Below are 16,260 nucleotides of genomic sequence, written 5' to 3'. Positions count from 1 at the left end.
AAAACCGGAGGAATCCAAATGTTTAAAAAAAAGCAACACATCCACGCGGACCACAGCCATTTCTTGAATAAGGCACGCGCATTTGTTTTGCCGCTGGTACTTCTGATTATTTCGTCATTGCCGCTTACGTTGCTAAGTCCGCTGCCCGTTCGGGGAGCGATAAAAACAGAAGCAGCACCGCCCGCATTAGGAACCCATGCACAGGCTGCTTCTTTAATTGATGTCACATCAGGAAGAATCATTTATTCTACCGAGGGTGACCGGGAGCTACGTATTGCCAGCCTGACCAAAATTATGACAGCGATCGTGGCCATTGAACATGGACGCTTGCAGGACCGGGTGAAGGTGAGTCCAACGGCGTATGCCAAAGAAGGGTCCTCGCTTTTTCTGCAAATGGGTGAACAAATGTCGCTGGAAAATATGCTGTACGGCTTAATGCTCCGTTCTGGTAATGATGCCGCTTCTGCCATTGCTGAGCATGTGGGGGGGACAGAAGAGGGATTTGTCCATTTGATGAATGACAAGGCGGTTCAGCTTGGGCTAAGCCATACACATTTTGCTAATCCGCACGGGCTGGATGCCGAGGGACATTATTCCTCAGCCAATGATATGGCCCGGCTTACTGCTTATGCGCTGCATAATCCAACTTTTGCCCGTATCGTAAAAACAGAACTGAAAAAAGCACCGAATCCCAACGATTCTTGGGACTACTCATGGCACAACAAAAACAAAATGCTGCGGCTGTATGAGGGAGCTGACGGGGTGAAAACAGGCTTTACCAAAAAAGCGTTTCGCTGTCTGGTCAGTTCGGCCACACGGGACGGTCGCCAGCTCGCTGCTGTTACCTTGAATGACGGGGACGATTGGAACGATCATGCCCGTATGCTTGATTACGGATTTCGATATTATCCGCTCATTCCGATTACGGACAAGCAGCAACCTATCGATGGTTACCCACTATTAACAGGTACAAGCTTTGCATATCCTTTACATGATAGTGAGAAGACCCAGTTGCACAAAAGACTAGTGTTGTATAAAAATTCCGCCTCTGTAGACAGAGCGGACATATCTTTTGGCTTACGAGGACGGGTCGAATTCCTATTGGATGGTGAACTTATTGGTTCCGTTCCTGTGTATGAAAAAGGGAGTAAGCTGCCTGCTCAAAGTACCGTACGGCCACGGCAGGAGGCTCCAACTGCACAAGATCCTGCTAACAATACTCAGCAACGAGGTTGGACGAGCAGATGGAACGAAATTCTTAAAAATTTGTTTGGAGCCTAGGGCAAGCACGAAATAGAGCTGCACGTGTCACATCATTGGGTAAAGGAGGAATCAGCCATGATTCATCTCATATGGGTGGCTTTGATTTGTATTGGATTTGTATTTGCTGCCGCGCAGGGTAATATTGAGGTGGTGACGAAAGCGGCTTTTGACGGGGCAACTACGGGGGTTACAGTGTGCTTTGGACTGATAAGTGTGCTGGTGTTTTGGATGGGCATGATGAGGCTGGCTGAAGATGGCGGGCTCTTACAGAAAATATCCAAGCTGCTTTCTCCTTTGGTTGCCTTTCTCTTCCCTGATGTTCCGCGTAATCATCCCGCTATGGGTTACATTTTGTCCAATATGAGCGCCAATCTGCTGGGTCTGGGGAATGCAGCCACACCGATGGGAATCAAGGCGATGCAAGAGTTGCAGACGCTCAATCCAGATAAGCAAACCGCCACACCAGCCATGTGTACGCTGCTCGCCCTGAATACAGCCAGTATTACGCTTATTCCTACGACGTTGATCGCGATACGGCTTAATTTTCATTCCGCACATCCGGCAGAAATCGTTGGTACAACACTGGTAGCGACCGCAATAGCCACCTTTGCCGCAATTGCGGCGGACCGTTGGTACCGTAGTCGAGAATTGCGCCGCCGTCCTCCAGCGATTCCGCCGTCCCAGACATCCTTGGCGCCACTCACCTCACCAGCATCAACATCTGCTGCCTCTTCAACAACGTCGTCCGTATCTTCACCTGCCGTTCCGCGAACGGGAATCAAGGCTGCCAAGGGCAGGGACACCACTTGGAAAGGATGAGGGAGGCATGCTTTATTTTATTAACCTCGTATCAACTTGGGCTATTCCGGTTATTCTCGCTTTTATTCCTTTATATGCATATGCCAAAAAGGTGCCTGTCTACGATTCTTTTGTGGATGGAGCTAAAGACGGCTTTTCTACCGCCATCAGCATTATTCCTCATCTCGTAGGTATGATGGTGGCGATTAGCATTTTTCGAGCATCCGGCGCTTTGGACTATTTGATCTCCTGGGTAACGCCATGGATTAAGCACTGGGGCGTACCCGGTGAGGTATTGCCTTTAGGCTTGCTTCGTCCATTGACGGGCACAGGTTCACTTGCGTTCACGACGGATCTAATTCGCACCTATGGCCCGGATTCCATGATCGGTCGGATCGCTTCAACGATTCAGGGCAGCACAGATACGACGCTGTATGTGCTAACTGTATATTTTGGTGCGGTAGGTATCCGCAATGGACGGTATGCTTTGAAGGTAGGACTATTTTCAGATGTGGTTGGTTTTGTGGCAGCCATTGCGATTTGCCTGCTTATATTTTAATTTCTGTATCGTTTTTTGAACGGGGGTTGTGATTTTGCTCATGGATGGGTATCATTAGCATGAGGTGAATTTGCGAACATGGAAAGATTGCAGAAAATATTGGCCCAAGCTGGTGTAGCTTCCAGACGTAAATGTGAGGAGCTTATTCAGGCGGGTAGCGTGGAAGTGAACGGGGTTATCGTAACTGAACTGGGAACGAAGGCAGACCCTGATCAAGATATGATTACGGTAAAGGGACGCCCGATCAAAACCGAGAAAAAAATCTATCTGATGATGAACAAACCTAAAGGAGTTATTACGAGTGCTTCCGATCCGGAAGGCCGTAAAATTGTGTCAGACTATCTGAAAGGCGTTAAGGAACGCGTATATCCGGTAGGACGTCTCGATTACGACACCGAAGGGCTGCTGTTGCTTACCAATGATGGCGAGTTCGCCAATCTGCTCACCCATCCCAAGCATCATGTGCCCAAGACATATGTGGCAACAGTCAAAGGCGTTCCGCATGGTACTGAGCTGGACAAGCTGAAAAAAGGAATCGTGCTGGAAGATGGCATTACTGCACCAGCCGAGGTAGAATATAAAGATGTAGATCCGAATGGTAAGGAGTCTGTGATCCAGATTACCATTTATGAAGGCAGAAATCGCCAGGTAAGACGGATGTTTGAGGCCATTTCACACCCAGTCATCAGACTCAAGCGGATTGCCTTCGGAGATCTTTTACTACAAAACTTGAAGCGCGGTCTGACCAGACCCCTAACTAAGGACGAAATCAACCGTCTCATTCAACTTGCCAAATCAGACAACACGAAAAAGAAACGGACAGGACGGGGGTCATAACCCCGGCCTTTTTGGTGTAAAGAGACTGTTGGATGAGAGTAAAGTTTGACCAAGCACAGGAAAATAGTAAAATAGAGAGAATGCTTTTTTTAGCGAAGGGGCTGGGAATATGTCAGAACAAAGCAACCGCATATTAATTGTAGACGATGAAGAACGCATTCGCCGCCTTCTGCGGATGTATCTGGAAAAAGAAGGATATGTAATTGACGAAGCTGAGGATGGTGAGATTGCCCTCCAAAAAGCGACTGCAAGCGATTACAGCATTATTTTGCTCGATGTAATGCTTCCGGGGATGGATGGAATTGAGGTATGTACACGGCTGCGTCAGACCAAAGCTACACCTGTGATTATGCTGACTGCCAAAGGCGAGGAAGTGAACCGTGTACAAGGCTTTGAAGTCGGAGCCGATGATTATGTGGTTAAGCCCTTTAGCCCGCGAGAAGTCATTTACCGGGTGAAGGCGATTTTACGCCGTTCGTCGGAAACTGCCTTTTTAACGAAAGAGGCGGTACCAAGCAATAGTATTGTTTTTCCGAATCTTATCATTGAGCATGATGCGCACCGGGTAACTGCGGGCGGGATTGAAATCAGTCTCACGCCTAAAGAGTACGAGCTGTTGCATTATTTGGCGGTGTCACCAGATAAAGTCTTCTCGCGCGAAGAACTGCTGAAAGACGTTTGGAATTACGAATTTTTTGGTGATCTGCGCACTGTGGATACGCATGTGAAACGGCTTCGTGAAAAGCTGAATAAGGTATCGCCAGAGGCAGCGGCTATGATTACGACCGTGTGGGGCGTAGGTTATAAGCTGGAGGTTCCAAAATAACGTGAACTTCTGGAGATCGCTGGTAGGCAAGCTGTGGATCACCATCATTTGTCTTGTAGGCTCTGTGCTTATTTTTCTAGGGCTTTTTTTATTGCCGTACATCAACAGAAATTTTGCGGCGTATGAATCGACGGAAATCAAGCATTTGTTCACCTATACATGCATTGTCGGATTTTTATTGACGACCTTTTTTGCCCTATTCCTTTTTACTAAAATCACACAGCCTATGCAGCTGTTGATTCAGGCGGCGAATGCGATTCGTGAGGGAAGGTATGATACTCGGCTTTCGCTGGTGACCAGTGATGAAATTGGAGAACTGGCGAAAACTTTTAATCATATGTCTACGGAACTGGAAGCAACGATCCGCAGTCTGAATGAGGAAAAAAACCATTTATCCAGTGTACTGCGAAGCATGTCTGATGCAGTAATCACCTTCGACAGAAGCGGACAAATCATCTTGACGAATCCGCCGGCACAAAGTCTGTTGGATATCTGGAAAAAGCTGGAGTGGCAGGAGCGTGATCTGGAGGAGTTTGGAGCTTCTGTACCTGAGCCTTTGCAGTCTCTGTTCCATACCGTTATGGACAGGGGAGAGGATGTCGGAGACTATATCCATGTCAAGAAGGGCTCCTGGTCGGTGCAGATGGCGCCTCTGTATACGGATAATGCAATCCGCGGTGCAGTAGCTGTGCTCAGAGATATTACGGAAGAAGTGAAGCTTGAGAAGATGCGGAGTGATTTTGTGGCCAACGTCTCTCATGAAATCCGTACACCTTTATCTATGATGCAGGGCTACAGCGAGGCGTTGCTGGATGGTATGGCGGGTTCACCTGAAGAATCCGAGGAGCTGGTACAGGTCATCCATGATGAATCATTACGCATGGGAAGATTAGTCAAAGATCTGCTTGATCTGGCCCGAATGGAGGCTGGTCATACAGACATGCACCGACAGGAAGTGGATGTGAATGAGCTGATCGAGCGTGTTCATCGTAAATTTACGGTACGTTCGAAGGAACAGGGACTGACACTCGATTACCATGAGCAAGGCCAACGTTTGCTGCTGCCTGAGGCAGATGAAGACCGACTGGAGCAGGTATTGACCAATTTGCTGGATAATGCATTCAGACATACACCCGGCGGGAAAAAGGTTACTATTGCGGCGGATCGAATTTTGGGAGAACGGCATGAGTTAATCCGTATTCGGATTAAGGATGAAGGTGTAGGCATTGCCAGCGAGGATCTACCTTATATTTTCGACCGCTTCTACAAGGCAGATAAGGCCAGAGTACGTGGTGAGGATAAAGGGACTGGTTTGGGGCTTGCTATTGTCAAGAATATTGTAGAGGCTCACGGAGGCTCTGTCTCTGCTGCCAGCGCATTGGGGGAAGGGACGGAATTTACTATTTTGCTGCCGATCTCCAACAAAACAAAGCTGGGTCTGTAACAGGCTTATAAGCCCCAACTGATATACCCCGGTTTGCAGGCATCCTCGGAAGAGGGTGCTTTTTGTTGAAAAATCAACATTTATCTTGTTCAACGTGGAACATCCTGTTTCAAGATAATTGCTCTCATGATAGATAACGGTATAAGAAAAAGACGCCTGGGTAGCCAGGCGCCTCTCTTTATTATAAACCTTGGACTTTTCAATACTGTCTGGAACTAATCTAGCACTACTTCTTGGGCAGTATTTAGTTCTGGCAAACCAACGAGTTGAACCAGCACATCTTTAGGCACGGCTTTATCGACGGTCAAGATCATGATGGCTTCTCCGCCGACAATTTTACGCCCTACTTGCATGGAAGCGATATTGACGCCGTTCTCCCCAAGCAAGGTGCCGACACGACCGATAATGCCTGGTTTATCATTGTGGGAGATGAGCAGGAAATGAGCTTCCGGTGCCACATCTACTGGGAACTGGTTCAACCGAACAATACGTTCGCCATAGCCTGCCAGCAGGGTGCCAGATACACGTTGCTCTTCGCCGCTCTGGGTTTTGAGTGTAACGGTAATCAGGTTGGTAAATCCCTTGGTGGCGGGCGCCTGAGACACGACAAGATGGATGTCACGTGTTTTGGCCAGATGTACAGAGTTTACAATGTTCACATCGCTGCCCAGATGACGGCTAAGTACACCTTTCAAAATATAACGTGTCAGCGGCTGTGTATCCACAGAGGACAAATCACCAGCGTAATCTACCTGAATTTCACGTACAGCCTGATTCGTGATCTGAGCGGCAAAGCTGCCCAGCTTTTCTCCAAGCGAGAAATATGGCTGCAATTGCGTCATGACGTTGGATGGTACTGGAGGCATGTTGACCGCATTTTTAAAAGGCTCATCACGCAAAATATGCAGCACTTGCTCGGACACATCGATAGCTACATTCTCCTGAGCTTCGACAGTTGAGGCACCCAGATGTGGTGTGACGATAATTTTCGGATGACTCAGGAATGGGTGATCCTGTGCTGGCGGCTCTGATTCGAATACGTCAAAGGCTGCACCGGCAACGATACCTTCATCAATGGCTTCAACAAGAGCCATTTCATCGATAACTCCGCCCCGGGCACAGTTGATGATGCGCATTCCTTTTTTCATCACTTCAAACTGTGGACGAGCAATCATATGTTTCGTTTCCGGTGTTAATGGTGTGTGTACGGTCATAAAATCTGCGTTGCGGATAATTTCGTCCACGCTCGCCAGCTTAATGCCCAGCTTCTCAGCGCGTTCTTCCGTTAGAAATGGATCATAGCCGAGGATGCTCATGCCAAATGCTTTGGCACGTTTAGCCACCTCACTGCCGATACGTCCCATGCCGAGGACTCCAAGTGTTTTGTTACGCAGTTCGACACCGAGGAATGTTTTACGATCCCATGTACCGCCAATGGTTTTGGCATACGCCTGTGGAATATGACGTGCTAGAGCCATCATCATCGCAAAAGTGTGCTCACATGTCGTAATCGTGTTGCCGTCAGGAGCGTTAATAACGATAATCCCGCGCTGTGTTGCTGCTTCAAGGTCGATGTTGTCCACTCCGACCCCAGCTCGCCCTACAACCTTGAGGTTCTTACCTGCCGTCATGATGCGTTCGGTTACCCGAGTTTGGCTTCGAACGAGTAATGCGTCATAGTCACCAATAATTTGAACCAATTCATCCTCGCTGAGACCTGTGTTCTTGTCCACCGTGACATCGTCTGCATCCATCAGTTGCTGGATGCCCAGGTCACTGATCGGATCGGATACTAACACTTTAAACATTTGGTTTCCTCCTCAAAGTTAACTTCTTTTATGGACAGGATGTACTTCAAACTGAAATACATTCCATAAAGAACATGAAAAAACTTGAAATGCTTCTAAAAGTACAGGAGAGCGGTGTGAAATACTAGTGTGATAACGCATTGACGCAGAAAAGGGATGGAATAGCATTATGCACCAAACTAACGACCAAAAGTCTTATGCGGAGACACTTTGCGGTTTTCGGGCATCAAAAAAACTCCCGAATCACATACTATCTCCATAGTAAGGGACGAGAGTTATCGTGGTACCACCCTAATTCGCAGCCATTTCGCAATGGACTGCCTTCAGCGGTCATAAAATGACCGAAAGGATAACGGTTTTCTGCCGATTGCATCTAATGCCGGGAAATATTCCCCAGACCTCGGTGCAATAACTCAGGAGCGCTGAAAGTAGTTACTTCGTCACCGGCTTCCACCCAAGCACCGGTTCTCTGAGGACGAAATCAATACCTTTTCTCCATCATTGTTGTTGTCGCTAATAATTTTTTCATAATGTATCATGGCTTACATGGGCATGTCAATAGGACATGCGACATGTGTGGATAGCCGGCTAGATATATAGCTACAGAATGCGGAAAATTAAGATTTAAGTCTTCTTGAATCCGTCCGACTTTTTGGCTATGATGCTAAAGAAGACTATGCAGAGGACTAACTAACTATGAAAAAGCTTAAAGTGAAATGGAAAAGAGCGCAAATTCATGAATTGAATGACCGCTTGCTGCTTTACAATTTGTATCTAACTCAGGGGCTGACCCTGCTGATTGGCGCAATCTGGATTATTTTTCAGAAAAGAAATGTGTTAGAACTATTTGCATTGCCGAACACTCTGCACGTCTTATGGTGGGGATTGGGCTTGGCCGCCGCTATGTTACTTGTGGATCTGTTGCTATCCCGGATTATGCCTGAGGATGCTATGGATGACGGTGGTATTAACCAAATGCTGTTTCAAAATCGTCCGGTTTGGCATATTATTTGTATAGCAGCTATCGTCTCCATCTGTGAGGAACTCTTGTTCAGAGGTGCGATTCAGTACAGCTTTGGTCCTTATTGGACAAGCATTTTGTTTGCGGTGATTCATATCCGATATTTACGGCATTGGATTCCCACTGGCTGGGTTTTTCTTAGCAGTTATGGATTGGGCTACATATATGTGCAGACCGGTAGTCTGTGGGCACCGATCATTTGTCATTTTGTGATTGACCTTATATCTGGTTTAGCGTTACGTTTTCGGAGGTATGAAGAATGAATCAGGAACTTAGCAGAGTGCAGACCTATGGTAGCCGTCGAAATGGTCGCAAAGGCAAGGAGGAGGACAGGTCAAAATCTAAACCAGTTCGCTCCCGTGCTTCACGGCCCGTGCCAGAATTGGCTCACGTTGCCGCTGCACCAGAAGTTGCTGTGACGATGGAGAATGACACTCCTGCCAGTGAGTATCGAACGCGGGCGGAAATGTTTCCGTCCCGCCGTATTCGGGTAAGTAAGTGGTTTTTAAATTTTTTGAGCACTCTTTTTGTGCTGATTACTGCAGCGTTACTGTGGTGGGGCATCAAGGGTGCACCACCCATCAGTGAAATGCTTTGGTAATATAAAGTTATTATGGACGTCTGTGCTTAGGTCAAGGCGCGTAATGATACGGTAAAGGCCTCCATCTCCGCATGAATAGCGGAGATGGAGGCCTTTATTGCATCATCTATAGTTAATCCGGAGTATACGCAAGTGTCTATTAGCTGGCAGGAACCTCAATGCCTTGCGGATCGACAAATTGGTAACCCTTTTGCTCAAGACGCGTCAATATACTGTCCAGCGCCTCAGCTGTCCATGGCAGTTCATGCATCAAAATATTGCTGCCTGGATGAAGTTGTTCTGTTACGTTTTTGAGGAGTGCCTCCGTTTTATTAGGCTGATTCTTTTTCATTGTCCAGTCCAGAGAACCGACGGACCATGTCATGTATAGGAGACCGTTTTCCTTAGCGACCTTGCGACCTACGTCTCCGCCTGCACCATGAGGGGGACGGAAGAATACAGGGGCTTGTCCTGTAATGTCTTTAACAGCTTTTTGTACTGTTTCAATCTGTTTTTTGACCTCGGGCTCAGATTTATTCTTCAGCACGATGTGATCCCAGCTATGGTTGCCGATGGGCTGCCCACGGTCATGGATAAGCTTGAGTAACTCAGGATGCTCTTTTACACGGTAACCGTTTACGAAGAAAATCGCTTTCGCTTTGTGTTTGTCCAGTACATCTATGATTTTGTTAATCATGGCTGCTTCCTTAGGACCATCATCAAAGGTCAGTAACACGACTTTTTTTTCGGTACCTTGTTGGTTAGGGATTACATTGTAGGCTTTATCCAAGTGATACATTTTGTTATTGGTAGTTGCAGATGTTGCAGATGTTGCAGATGTCGCAGCTCCTGTTTCGTTGCTTTCGCTGGTTTTATCATTTTGTGCATTGGTTTTACCCGCTGAGTTATGATCATCACTGCCTGCTTGCTTACTGCTGCTTTTTGGGGAAGAGACGTTGCTCTGATCTTTAGCGCTGTTACTTGAGTCAGACGCTGCCGAATCCTGCTGGTTGCTTGTTGCCGCAGATTCCGGCTTGGTTGCAGTGCAAGCACTAAGCAGCAGACATGCGGTGAACAAAATGGCTGCTGTTTTTGTACCCATTATTTCATCTCACCTTCCTGTATTTTATACCGTATGAGTTTGTCACTACTGACGAACACTATGCTTGATTCTACCACAAAGGGAGGTTCTAATTGTGAAAACATCTTCATTTTTCCTGGGAATCGTCTTGGGCGCTGTCGCAAGCTCTTTGATCTCCCGCAACCGCAACATGTTGGGCTTATCTATGGACATGGGTGGAAAAAAAGGCGGCAATTTAGTGCAGAAAGCCCGTACTAAAATGATGGACGCGGCATTCCCCGGAATGGGCGAGATTACGCTCAATAAAGAAGACACCCGTAAGGATCAAGACAATCATTCACAAACAGATAAAACCGCTCATAACGCCCATACTGCCAAGAACAAAGAAGAGAATATGAAGTTGATTAAAGACTTCATCAGCACAAGTCCCGATGTTAAACGTGAGGTCGAGCAAATTTTGAAAGAAACTCATACAGCCGTACCGGGATTGTAACCCAGAAACCTTTATTCCGAATCATTTTGCGGCTTTTTTGTAAAAGCCGTTCAAATGATTCTTTTTTTTATCTTTTTATTGCGTGCATTTACGATTATAAAATGATAACATGATTACATAGAACCATTTTCATCACAGGCATCATAATTGCATCATAATCTGTTAATAACACTCGGCTGCCAGGAGGAGGGTCCAGTATGAAAATAGAAAGATTAAGTCAGGACAAGATACGGATTTTCCTTACCTTTGACGATTTGAGCGAACGCGGTATTCAAAAAGACGATATGTGGCAAGAAATTCCAAGAGTTCATGAGCTGTTTACCGAAATGATGGATCAGGCATACAGCGAACTGGGCTTCGACGCCACGGGACCGTTAGCTGTCGAAGTCTTTGCGCTTCCTGCTCAAGGAATGGTTGTTATCGTCACCCGGGGAAAATATGACCATCAACAGTATGGTTCGGGTCCCGATGAGGAGCTTCCAGAGGAAGTCTACGAAATGGAAGTCACGCTGGAGCATAGCGATTCCATCGTTTACGCGTTTAGCGATTTCGAAGTACTCATAGAAGCGGCTCATATGCTTCGTAGCAACACTACGGAAGCAGGTAAGCTGTATCATTATAGAGGAAAATGGATTCTGCATTTGGAACCAGAAGAAGTAGAGGAGTCCAAGCTTGCGGCTTTAATCGCGGTTCTTGCTGAATTTGGAGAAGGCTCATCCGTTACACCAGCTATGTTGGAAGAGTATGGTAAGCTGGTCATTCCTGAACAGGCAGTTGCTGTCATCTGCACTCATTTTGACAGCCGTTCTTGATTTGTTTTATAAGTGATATCGAAGTGAATTTGTCGGCTCTGCGCTGAAAGCAGGGCCGACTCATTTTTATGGAGGGATGATCGGTGCTTCTGTTTTCGGTTTTAGCGGCAGCCACAGCGCCGGGTCTCGCCTTATTGATGTATTTTTACTTGAAGGACAGGTATGATTCGGAGCCACTGCACATGGTTATTAAAGTGTTTTTGCTCGGCTTTTTGGTGGTTCTTCCTGTCATGATTTTTCAACGCGGGCTGCTGCTTTGGCTAGGGGATCACACGTTAATCCAGGTGTTCGGTATTTCAGCAGGGGTGGAAGAGTTTTTTAAATGGTTTCTGTTGTATCACATCATCTATAATCATACCGAGTTCGACGAGCCTTATGATGGTATTTTGTATGCGGCCGCAGTCTCACTCGGATTTGCAACGGTTGAAAATCTGTTATATGCCTGGGCGGGCCATGCTTCGGTTAGCATGATGCTGATGAGATCATTGCTACCTGTATCCGGTCATGCGATGTTTGGCGTAATGATGGGCTACTACATGGGGAAGGCTAAGTTTTCAGAGGGCTTGAGGAGCAAATACATGTTGCTGCTGTCATTGGTGCTTCCATGGTTCTGGCACGGAGCATACGATTTGATTTTAACGAAATTTTCGCATGACTGGATCTGGTTTATCATTCCACTTATGGCATTTCTATGGTATGGAGGAATGGCGAAGATTAGTCGAGCCAATAACCGTTCTCCTTTTCGCTTGTTAAAGCGGGAAGAAAAGGTTAATATGTAACGAAATGGGACACACTGATCTGACAAACCTGTTAGAGAAAGAGGTGTCTTTTTTTGCGCATAAAAGTAAGGATTCATTGTAAAAGATGCGGGGAACGCTTTGTGCTGAGAGGACGTATAGAGCAAGGACAGATTCAGACCGGCTTTAAACGCTGCATTTGCGATAACTGTGAGTTTATTGTTGAAGTCATGGAAAACCATGCATAAGAGAGCTTTCTTCTTGTCACACTATCGGTAGTGTAATTGAAGAAAGGAGACTCCCAATATGTATAAGCGACTTAGTTCGGTATTGTTCCCGATTGTTGCCCTGCTCATGATAGGAGCATTTGTGTGGGGTTATCGGGAAAGCCAGATGAGAAAAGAGGTGTCTCTTCAGGCAAAAAGCATGTCGATTAAAGCGGAAAATCAATATCAGCGTGCGTTTCATGATTTGTCGTTTCATATGGATCAATTGCATTCCCAACTTGGTAATGCGGTTGCTGTCCATAATACTTCACACGCGATGCATCGCAAGTGTTTGATGAACGTGTGGAGAATTACAAGTGAGGCCCAAAATGAGGTCAATCAGTTGCCTCTCAATGTAATGCCGTTTAACCATGCCAAGGATTTGCTGTCACATGTATCTACATTTTCGTATCAGACTGCCGTACGTGATCTGGATCACGAGCCTTTGAATGAGAAAGAAATATCCAATCTAAAAACGTTATATAAAAATTCCAGAGAAATTTCGAAAAATATGCATGAAGTCCGGCAAAAAGTTCTTAGCAAAAACTTGCGATGGACGGATGTGGAAGCTGCCCCAGGCTCCCAAACGGGTCCAAAGGATAACACCATTGTTGATGGCTTCAAGACGGTGGACAAAAAGGTGGAGGGCTACAAGGAACTGGATTGGGGACCTTCTGTAGCAAGTATCTATGACAAGCGCTCAGTGAAAAAATTGAATCTCCCGGTCGTGGATGCGGCGCAAATTAAGCGGAATGCTGCCCAGTTTACAGGAAAACCAGAAAGCCAGATTCGTGTACAAGAAAACGGTAAAGGAACGGAATGGGCATCTTATACAGCTACCCTGCTAAATAAGAAGCAACCCGTGGCCAGTATGGATTTCACGAAAAAAGGCGGCAAGCTTATTTCTTATCATGACATGAGGGCAGTAGGTCCTAAAAAAGCAACACGTAATGAAGCGATTCGCTATGCTAGTGAATACCTTGAACAAAAAGGTTACAAAGGAATGAAGCCAGTTGCATATGATGAAAGCGGGAATTTAGCTAACATTACATTTGCGAGCCAACAAGGGGACGTGATTATCTATCCAGAAAAAATCACAGTCAGATCAGGCCTTGATAACGGACAAGTGATCGGTTTTCAATCCAGTGATTATGTGTATGAGCATAGTCATCTCCGCCGCATTCCGCAAGCGAAATTGAATTTGAACGCAGCACGAGCAAAATTGAATCCTGAGTTTCGTGAAACTTACCACCGTAAAGCCTTAATTGAAAATGAACTTTCGAATGAAGTTCTGTGTTATGAATTTGGTGGTAAAATCAATGGTTCCGTTTACCGGATATACATTAACGCCAATACGGGGATGGAAGAAACGATTGAAGAGGTTAAAGATTCAGATGAACCTCAGGTTACTGCAAGTAATGCGTAGTTGATTACATGAAAATGAATCAATAGTCACTCTAAACCTCCTTCATGAAGGAGGTTTTTTGTGCTTTAGTCATAGCTCGAACAAATATAATGCTTAATATAGGCATAAAGTCGTGGTATTATATACCTTAATTAGAGCTTTTAATGGACAAGGATGGTGGATCATTTGTTTCCCAAAATTAATGATGTGTTATACATACAAGTGGCTGGTACTGACCATAAGGACGAGATTTTTGAATTTAAGTCTCGTATTGCGGAAGAGGAGTCACAGAACTTTCTAATTGAAATTCCTATGTCACAAACAAGTGGACACTTGAAAAAATTGTTTCTAGGGGAAGAGCTGTCTATATTTTTTATGAGCGAGGGTGGGATTAAAAATTATTTCAATACCCACGTTACGGGTTTTAAAGAGGATATCCTCCGGATGGTTCGCATCCACAAACCTGCTCCAGACAGCATCAGCAAAATTCAGCGCCGAAACTTTCTTCGGGTTAAGGCCAACTTGGAAATTGCGGTAAAGCATGGTGAGAACGAGTCCAGATTTGTAGCAGAGACGCATGATGTGGGAGGCGGAGGCGTTTCTTTTCAGACCCAGGGAGCTCATCATCTTGAAGAAGGAGAATCATTATCTTGCTGGATTTTGGTCCCTTATAAAAACGGAACTCAAGAGCATGTTCCGTTCCAATCTGAAATTGTACGTATTCAGCAGATGGAAAACGGCCGCAGACTCATTATGCTGAAATATGAGAAAATTGCTGATCAGGAGCGCCAAAAACTGATTAAATATTGTTTTGAACGGCAGCTGGAATTCAGGGAAAAATCTTAATCATCCGAAATTTTTCTTTTTTAGTAACCTGTCGCTTATTTTGCATCGCCTATAAATGTGTGGTATAATTTTCACGTCGCAGGCAATGCCTGCTTTTTTCTTGAGGTTAGGTTAGGAGGAATTCCCTGTTGGCAAGGCAACATGTATCTTCAAGTAACAAAATAAATGTAGCCATTGATGGACCTGCTGGTGCAGGGAAAAGTACAGTGGCCCGCCTGGTGGCGAAAGCACTTTCTTATGTATATGTAGATACCGGCGCCATGTACCGAGCAGCAACGTGGTACATGATGTGTAAGGAAATTCCTGCAGAAAATGTACAAAAAGTGCTTCAGCATGTACCTGAGCTGGTGATTGAATTAGTACCGGACCCCACAGGCCAAAAGGTTTATTGTAACGGGGAAGATGTAACCACTGTGATCCGTTCGATGGAAGTGACTAGCAACGTGTCACAGTATTCAAGTATTGCTGGTTTACGTACGCGTTTGACTGAAAACCAGCGTGAAATGGCTGCACGCAAGGGTGTCGTTATGGATGGTCGCGATATTGGAACAACTGTACTTCCCGATGCGGAAGTCAAGGTGTTCATGACCGCAAGTGTTCAGGAACGTGCCTCTCGCCGTTTTAAAGAACTGAGCGAAACTGATGATATCACTCTGGAGCAGCTAGAACGTGACATTGCGGCACGTGACAAGCTTGACGAGGAGAGGGAGGTATCCCCGCTTCGTTGCAGTGAGGACGCCATCGTGCTCGATACGACCCATATGGGCATTCAGGATGTCGTTGATACGATCGTATCTTATTGCTTAACGGAGAAGGATGGAGAGATCAGCCAATGATATATACTGTATGCGCCAGTATTTTGCGTCTCATTTACCGCGTTCTGTTTAGACTTGAGGCGGTAGGCAGGGAAAATGTTCCTGCCGAGGGCGGAGTACTGTTGTGTTCTAATCATATTAGTAATCTTGACCCTCCTACAGTCGGTATTTTGCTGAAGCGAAAGGTTCACTTTATGGCAAAAGCCGAGCTGTTTAATGTTCCTGTACTAGGTCCGCTAATTGGGAAACTGGGAGCTTTTCCAGTCAAACGCGGTGGTGTAAGTAAGGAATCCATTAAGCTGGCATTGAACATTTTGCGTGACGGTAAGGTTATGGGGATCTTTCCCGAAGGCTCCAGAGGAGCTGGGGGAATCGGTAAAAAGGGTGCTGCAAGCTTTGCGCTACGCAGTGGAGCGGCTGCCGTTCCGGTCGCCATCATTGGTGATTACAAGCTTTTCCGTAAAACGAAAGTGTTATACGGTAAACCTGTCAATTTGGACGCTTACCAAAAGGGTGCCGATATCGAAGGAGATCCGCTTGAACTGGCAACAGAAGCAATTATGTCTCGTATTCGCACGATGAAGGAAACGGGTAAGCCTACGAATAACTGAAAGGCTTGCATGAATTGTGTCTAAGCTCGGAAAACTAGAACAAAAGTTTATTTATGTT

17 protein-coding genes and 1 other annotated feature are annotated in these 16,260 nt (G+C 45.9%); of the genes, 15 read left to right on the top strand and 2 right to left on the bottom strand.

What is annotated here, in order from left to right:
* Positions 1 to 18 precede the first annotated feature (18 nt).
* The 6 genes from JOE49_RS20830 to JOE49_RS20805 all read left to right on the top strand — a co-directional run bounded on the left by JOE49_RS20830 (position 19) and on the right by JOE49_RS20805 (position 5,727).
* Positions 19 to 1,281 carry a D-alanyl-D-alanine carboxypeptidase family protein gene (locus JOE49_RS20830; protein ID WP_209942710.1) on the top strand — a complete coding sequence of 421 codons (1,263 nt, stop codon included), beginning with the start codon at positions 19 to 21 and terminating at the stop codon, positions 1,279 to 1,281.
* 57 nt (positions 1,282 to 1,338) lie between these two features.
* Complete coding sequence (locus JOE49_RS20825) at positions 1,339 to 2,082, top strand: nucleoside recognition domain-containing protein (RefSeq protein WP_023989199.1); 744 nt, start codon at positions 1,339 to 1,341, stop codon at positions 2,080 to 2,082.
* Between the two features lie 7 nt (positions 2,083 to 2,089).
* Entirely contained in the window at positions 2,090 to 2,620 is a 531-nt protein-coding gene (locus JOE49_RS20820; protein ID WP_023989198.1) for a spore maturation protein, read from the top strand.
* A gap of 78 nt (positions 2,621 to 2,698) precedes the next feature.
* A complete protein-coding gene (locus tag JOE49_RS20815; RefSeq protein ID WP_013310759.1) occupies positions 2,699 to 3,457 on the top strand; it encodes a pseudouridine synthase in 759 nt (252 codons plus the stop codon).
* A 109-nt stretch (positions 3,458 to 3,566) separates the two neighbouring features.
* The gene (locus JOE49_RS20810) at positions 3,567 to 4,283 is read left to right on the top strand and encodes a response regulator transcription factor (protein WP_013310758.1); all 717 of its coding nucleotides are present in this window, start codon (positions 3,567 to 3,569) and stop codon (positions 4,281 to 4,283) included.
* Position 4,284: 1 nt separating this feature from the next.
* A complete protein-coding gene (locus JOE49_RS20805; RefSeq protein WP_023989196.1) occupies positions 4,285 to 5,727 on the top strand; it encodes an ATP-binding protein in 1,443 nt (480 codons plus the stop codon).
* Positions 5,728 to 5,942: 215 nt separating this feature from the next.
* On the opposite strand, the gene serA is transcribed toward JOE49_RS20805, so the two are convergent.
* The gene (gene serA / locus JOE49_RS20800) at positions 5,943 to 7,535 is read right to left on the bottom strand and encodes a phosphoglycerate dehydrogenase (protein ID WP_028540623.1); all 1,593 of its coding nucleotides are present in this window, start codon (positions 7,533 to 7,535) and stop codon (positions 5,943 to 5,945) included.
* A 261-nt stretch (positions 7,536 to 7,796) separates the two neighbouring features.
* Positions 7,797 to 8,046 (bottom strand) — a binding site (T-box leader).
* Positions 8,047 to 8,231: 185 nt separating this feature from the next.
* Here serA and JOE49_RS20795 point away from each other — a divergent pair.
* On the top strand, positions 8,232 to 8,819 hold the full coding sequence (locus JOE49_RS20795; protein WP_025723057.1) for a type II CAAX endopeptidase family protein: 588 nt from the start codon (positions 8,232 to 8,234) through the stop codon (positions 8,817 to 8,819).
* Positions 8,816 to 9,157: a hypothetical protein gene (locus JOE49_RS20790; protein WP_023989193.1), complete on the top strand. Its 342-nt coding sequence runs from the start codon at positions 8,816 to 8,818 to the stop codon at positions 9,155 to 9,157. The genes JOE49_RS20795 and JOE49_RS20790 overlap by 4 nt, the downstream gene beginning before the upstream one ends.
* Before the next feature lie 139 nt (positions 9,158 to 9,296).
* Here the strand turns inward: JOE49_RS20790 and JOE49_RS20785 are convergent, their stop codons facing one another.
* The gene (locus tag JOE49_RS20785; RefSeq protein ID WP_160790601.1) at positions 9,297 to 10,238 is read right to left on the bottom strand and encodes a polysaccharide deacetylase family protein; all 942 of its coding nucleotides are present in this window, start codon (positions 10,236 to 10,238) and stop codon (positions 9,297 to 9,299) included.
* A gap of 94 nt (positions 10,239 to 10,332) precedes the next feature.
* Here JOE49_RS20785 and JOE49_RS20780 point away from each other — a divergent pair, with 94 nt between their 5' ends.
* From JOE49_RS20780 to JOE49_RS20750, 7 genes are all read left to right on the top strand, one after another.
* Positions 10,333 to 10,710, top strand: a complete 378-nt coding sequence (locus JOE49_RS20780; protein WP_160790602.1) for a hypothetical protein — start codon at positions 10,333 to 10,335, stop codon at positions 10,708 to 10,710.
* A gap of 197 nt (positions 10,711 to 10,907) precedes the next feature.
* A complete protein-coding gene (locus tag JOE49_RS20775) occupies positions 10,908 to 11,522 on the top strand; it encodes a genetic competence negative regulator (RefSeq protein ID WP_013310751.1) in 615 nt (204 codons plus the stop codon).
* Positions 11,523 to 11,605: 83 nt separating this feature from the next.
* Positions 11,606 to 12,301, top strand: coding sequence for a glutamic-type intramembrane protease PrsW (gene prsW / locus JOE49_RS20770; RefSeq protein ID WP_028540627.1), 696 nt, complete (start codon positions 11,606 to 11,608; stop codon positions 12,299 to 12,301).
* 264 nt (positions 12,302 to 12,565) lie between these two features.
* Positions 12,566 to 13,951 carry a germination protein YpeB gene (gene ypeB / locus JOE49_RS20765; protein WP_160790658.1) on the top strand — a complete coding sequence of 462 codons (1,386 nt, stop codon included), beginning with the start codon at positions 12,566 to 12,568 and terminating at the stop codon, positions 13,949 to 13,951.
* 165 nt (positions 13,952 to 14,116) lie between these two features.
* Complete coding sequence (locus JOE49_RS20760) at positions 14,117 to 14,776, top strand: flagellar brake protein (protein ID WP_023989188.1); 660 nt, start codon at positions 14,117 to 14,119, stop codon at positions 14,774 to 14,776.
* Positions 14,777 to 14,904: 128 nt separating this feature from the next.
* A complete protein-coding gene (gene cmk / locus JOE49_RS20755; RefSeq protein ID WP_023989187.1) occupies positions 14,905 to 15,612 on the top strand; it encodes a (d)CMP kinase in 708 nt (235 codons plus the stop codon).
* Positions 15,609 to 16,202: a lysophospholipid acyltransferase family protein gene (locus JOE49_RS20750; protein ID WP_013310746.1), complete on the top strand. Its 594-nt coding sequence runs from the start codon at positions 15,609 to 15,611 to the stop codon at positions 16,200 to 16,202. Before cmk ends, JOE49_RS20750 begins: the two co-directional genes overlap by 4 nt.
* Positions 16,203 to 16,260 lie beyond the last annotated feature (58 nt).

Origin of the sequence: Paenibacillus sp. PvR133 (assembly GCF_017833155.1) — a bacterium.
In the GTDB taxonomy this organism is placed as follows: Bacteria; Bacillota; Bacilli; order Paenibacillales; family Paenibacillaceae; genus Paenibacillus; species Paenibacillus polymyxa_B.
Note: the sequence above shows the minus strand (reverse complement) of the source record. Positions and strands in the feature narration are given on the sequence as shown.

Coding starts and splice junctions, on each gene's coding strand:
- JOE49_RS20830 (WP_209942710.1), top strand. CDS start 19: ATGTTTAAAAAAAAGCAACACATCCACGCGGACCACAGCCATTTCTTG.
- JOE49_RS20825 (WP_023989199.1), top strand. CDS start 1,339: ATGATTCATCTCATATGGGTGGCTTTGATTTGTATTGGATTTGTATTT.
- JOE49_RS20820 (WP_023989198.1), top strand. CDS start 2,090: ATGCTTTATTTTATTAACCTCGTATCAACTTGGGCTATTCCGGTTATT.
- JOE49_RS20815 (WP_013310759.1), top strand. CDS start 2,699: ATGGAAAGATTGCAGAAAATATTGGCCCAAGCTGGTGTAGCTTCCAGA.
- JOE49_RS20810 (WP_013310758.1), top strand. CDS start 3,567: ATGTCAGAACAAAGCAACCGCATATTAATTGTAGACGATGAAGAACGC.
- serA (WP_028540623.1), bottom strand. CDS start 7,535: ATGTTTAAAGTGTTAGTATCCGATCCGATCAGTGACCTGGGCATCCAG.
- JOE49_RS20795 (WP_025723057.1), top strand. CDS start 8,232: ATGAAAAAGCTTAAAGTGAAATGGAAAAGAGCGCAAATTCATGAATTG.
- JOE49_RS20790 (WP_023989193.1), top strand. CDS start 8,816: ATGAATCAGGAACTTAGCAGAGTGCAGACCTATGGTAGCCGTCGAAAT.
- JOE49_RS20785 (WP_160790601.1), bottom strand. CDS start 10,238: ATGGGTACAAAAACAGCAGCCATTTTGTTCACCGCATGTCTGCTGCTT.
- JOE49_RS20775 (WP_013310751.1), top strand. CDS start 10,908: ATGAAAATAGAAAGATTAAGTCAGGACAAGATACGGATTTTCCTTACC.
- ypeB (WP_160790658.1), top strand. CDS start 12,566: ATGTATAAGCGACTTAGTTCGGTATTGTTCCCGATTGTTGCCCTGCTC.
- JOE49_RS20750 (WP_013310746.1), top strand. CDS start 15,609: ATGATATATACTGTATGCGCCAGTATTTTGCGTCTCATTTACCGCGTT.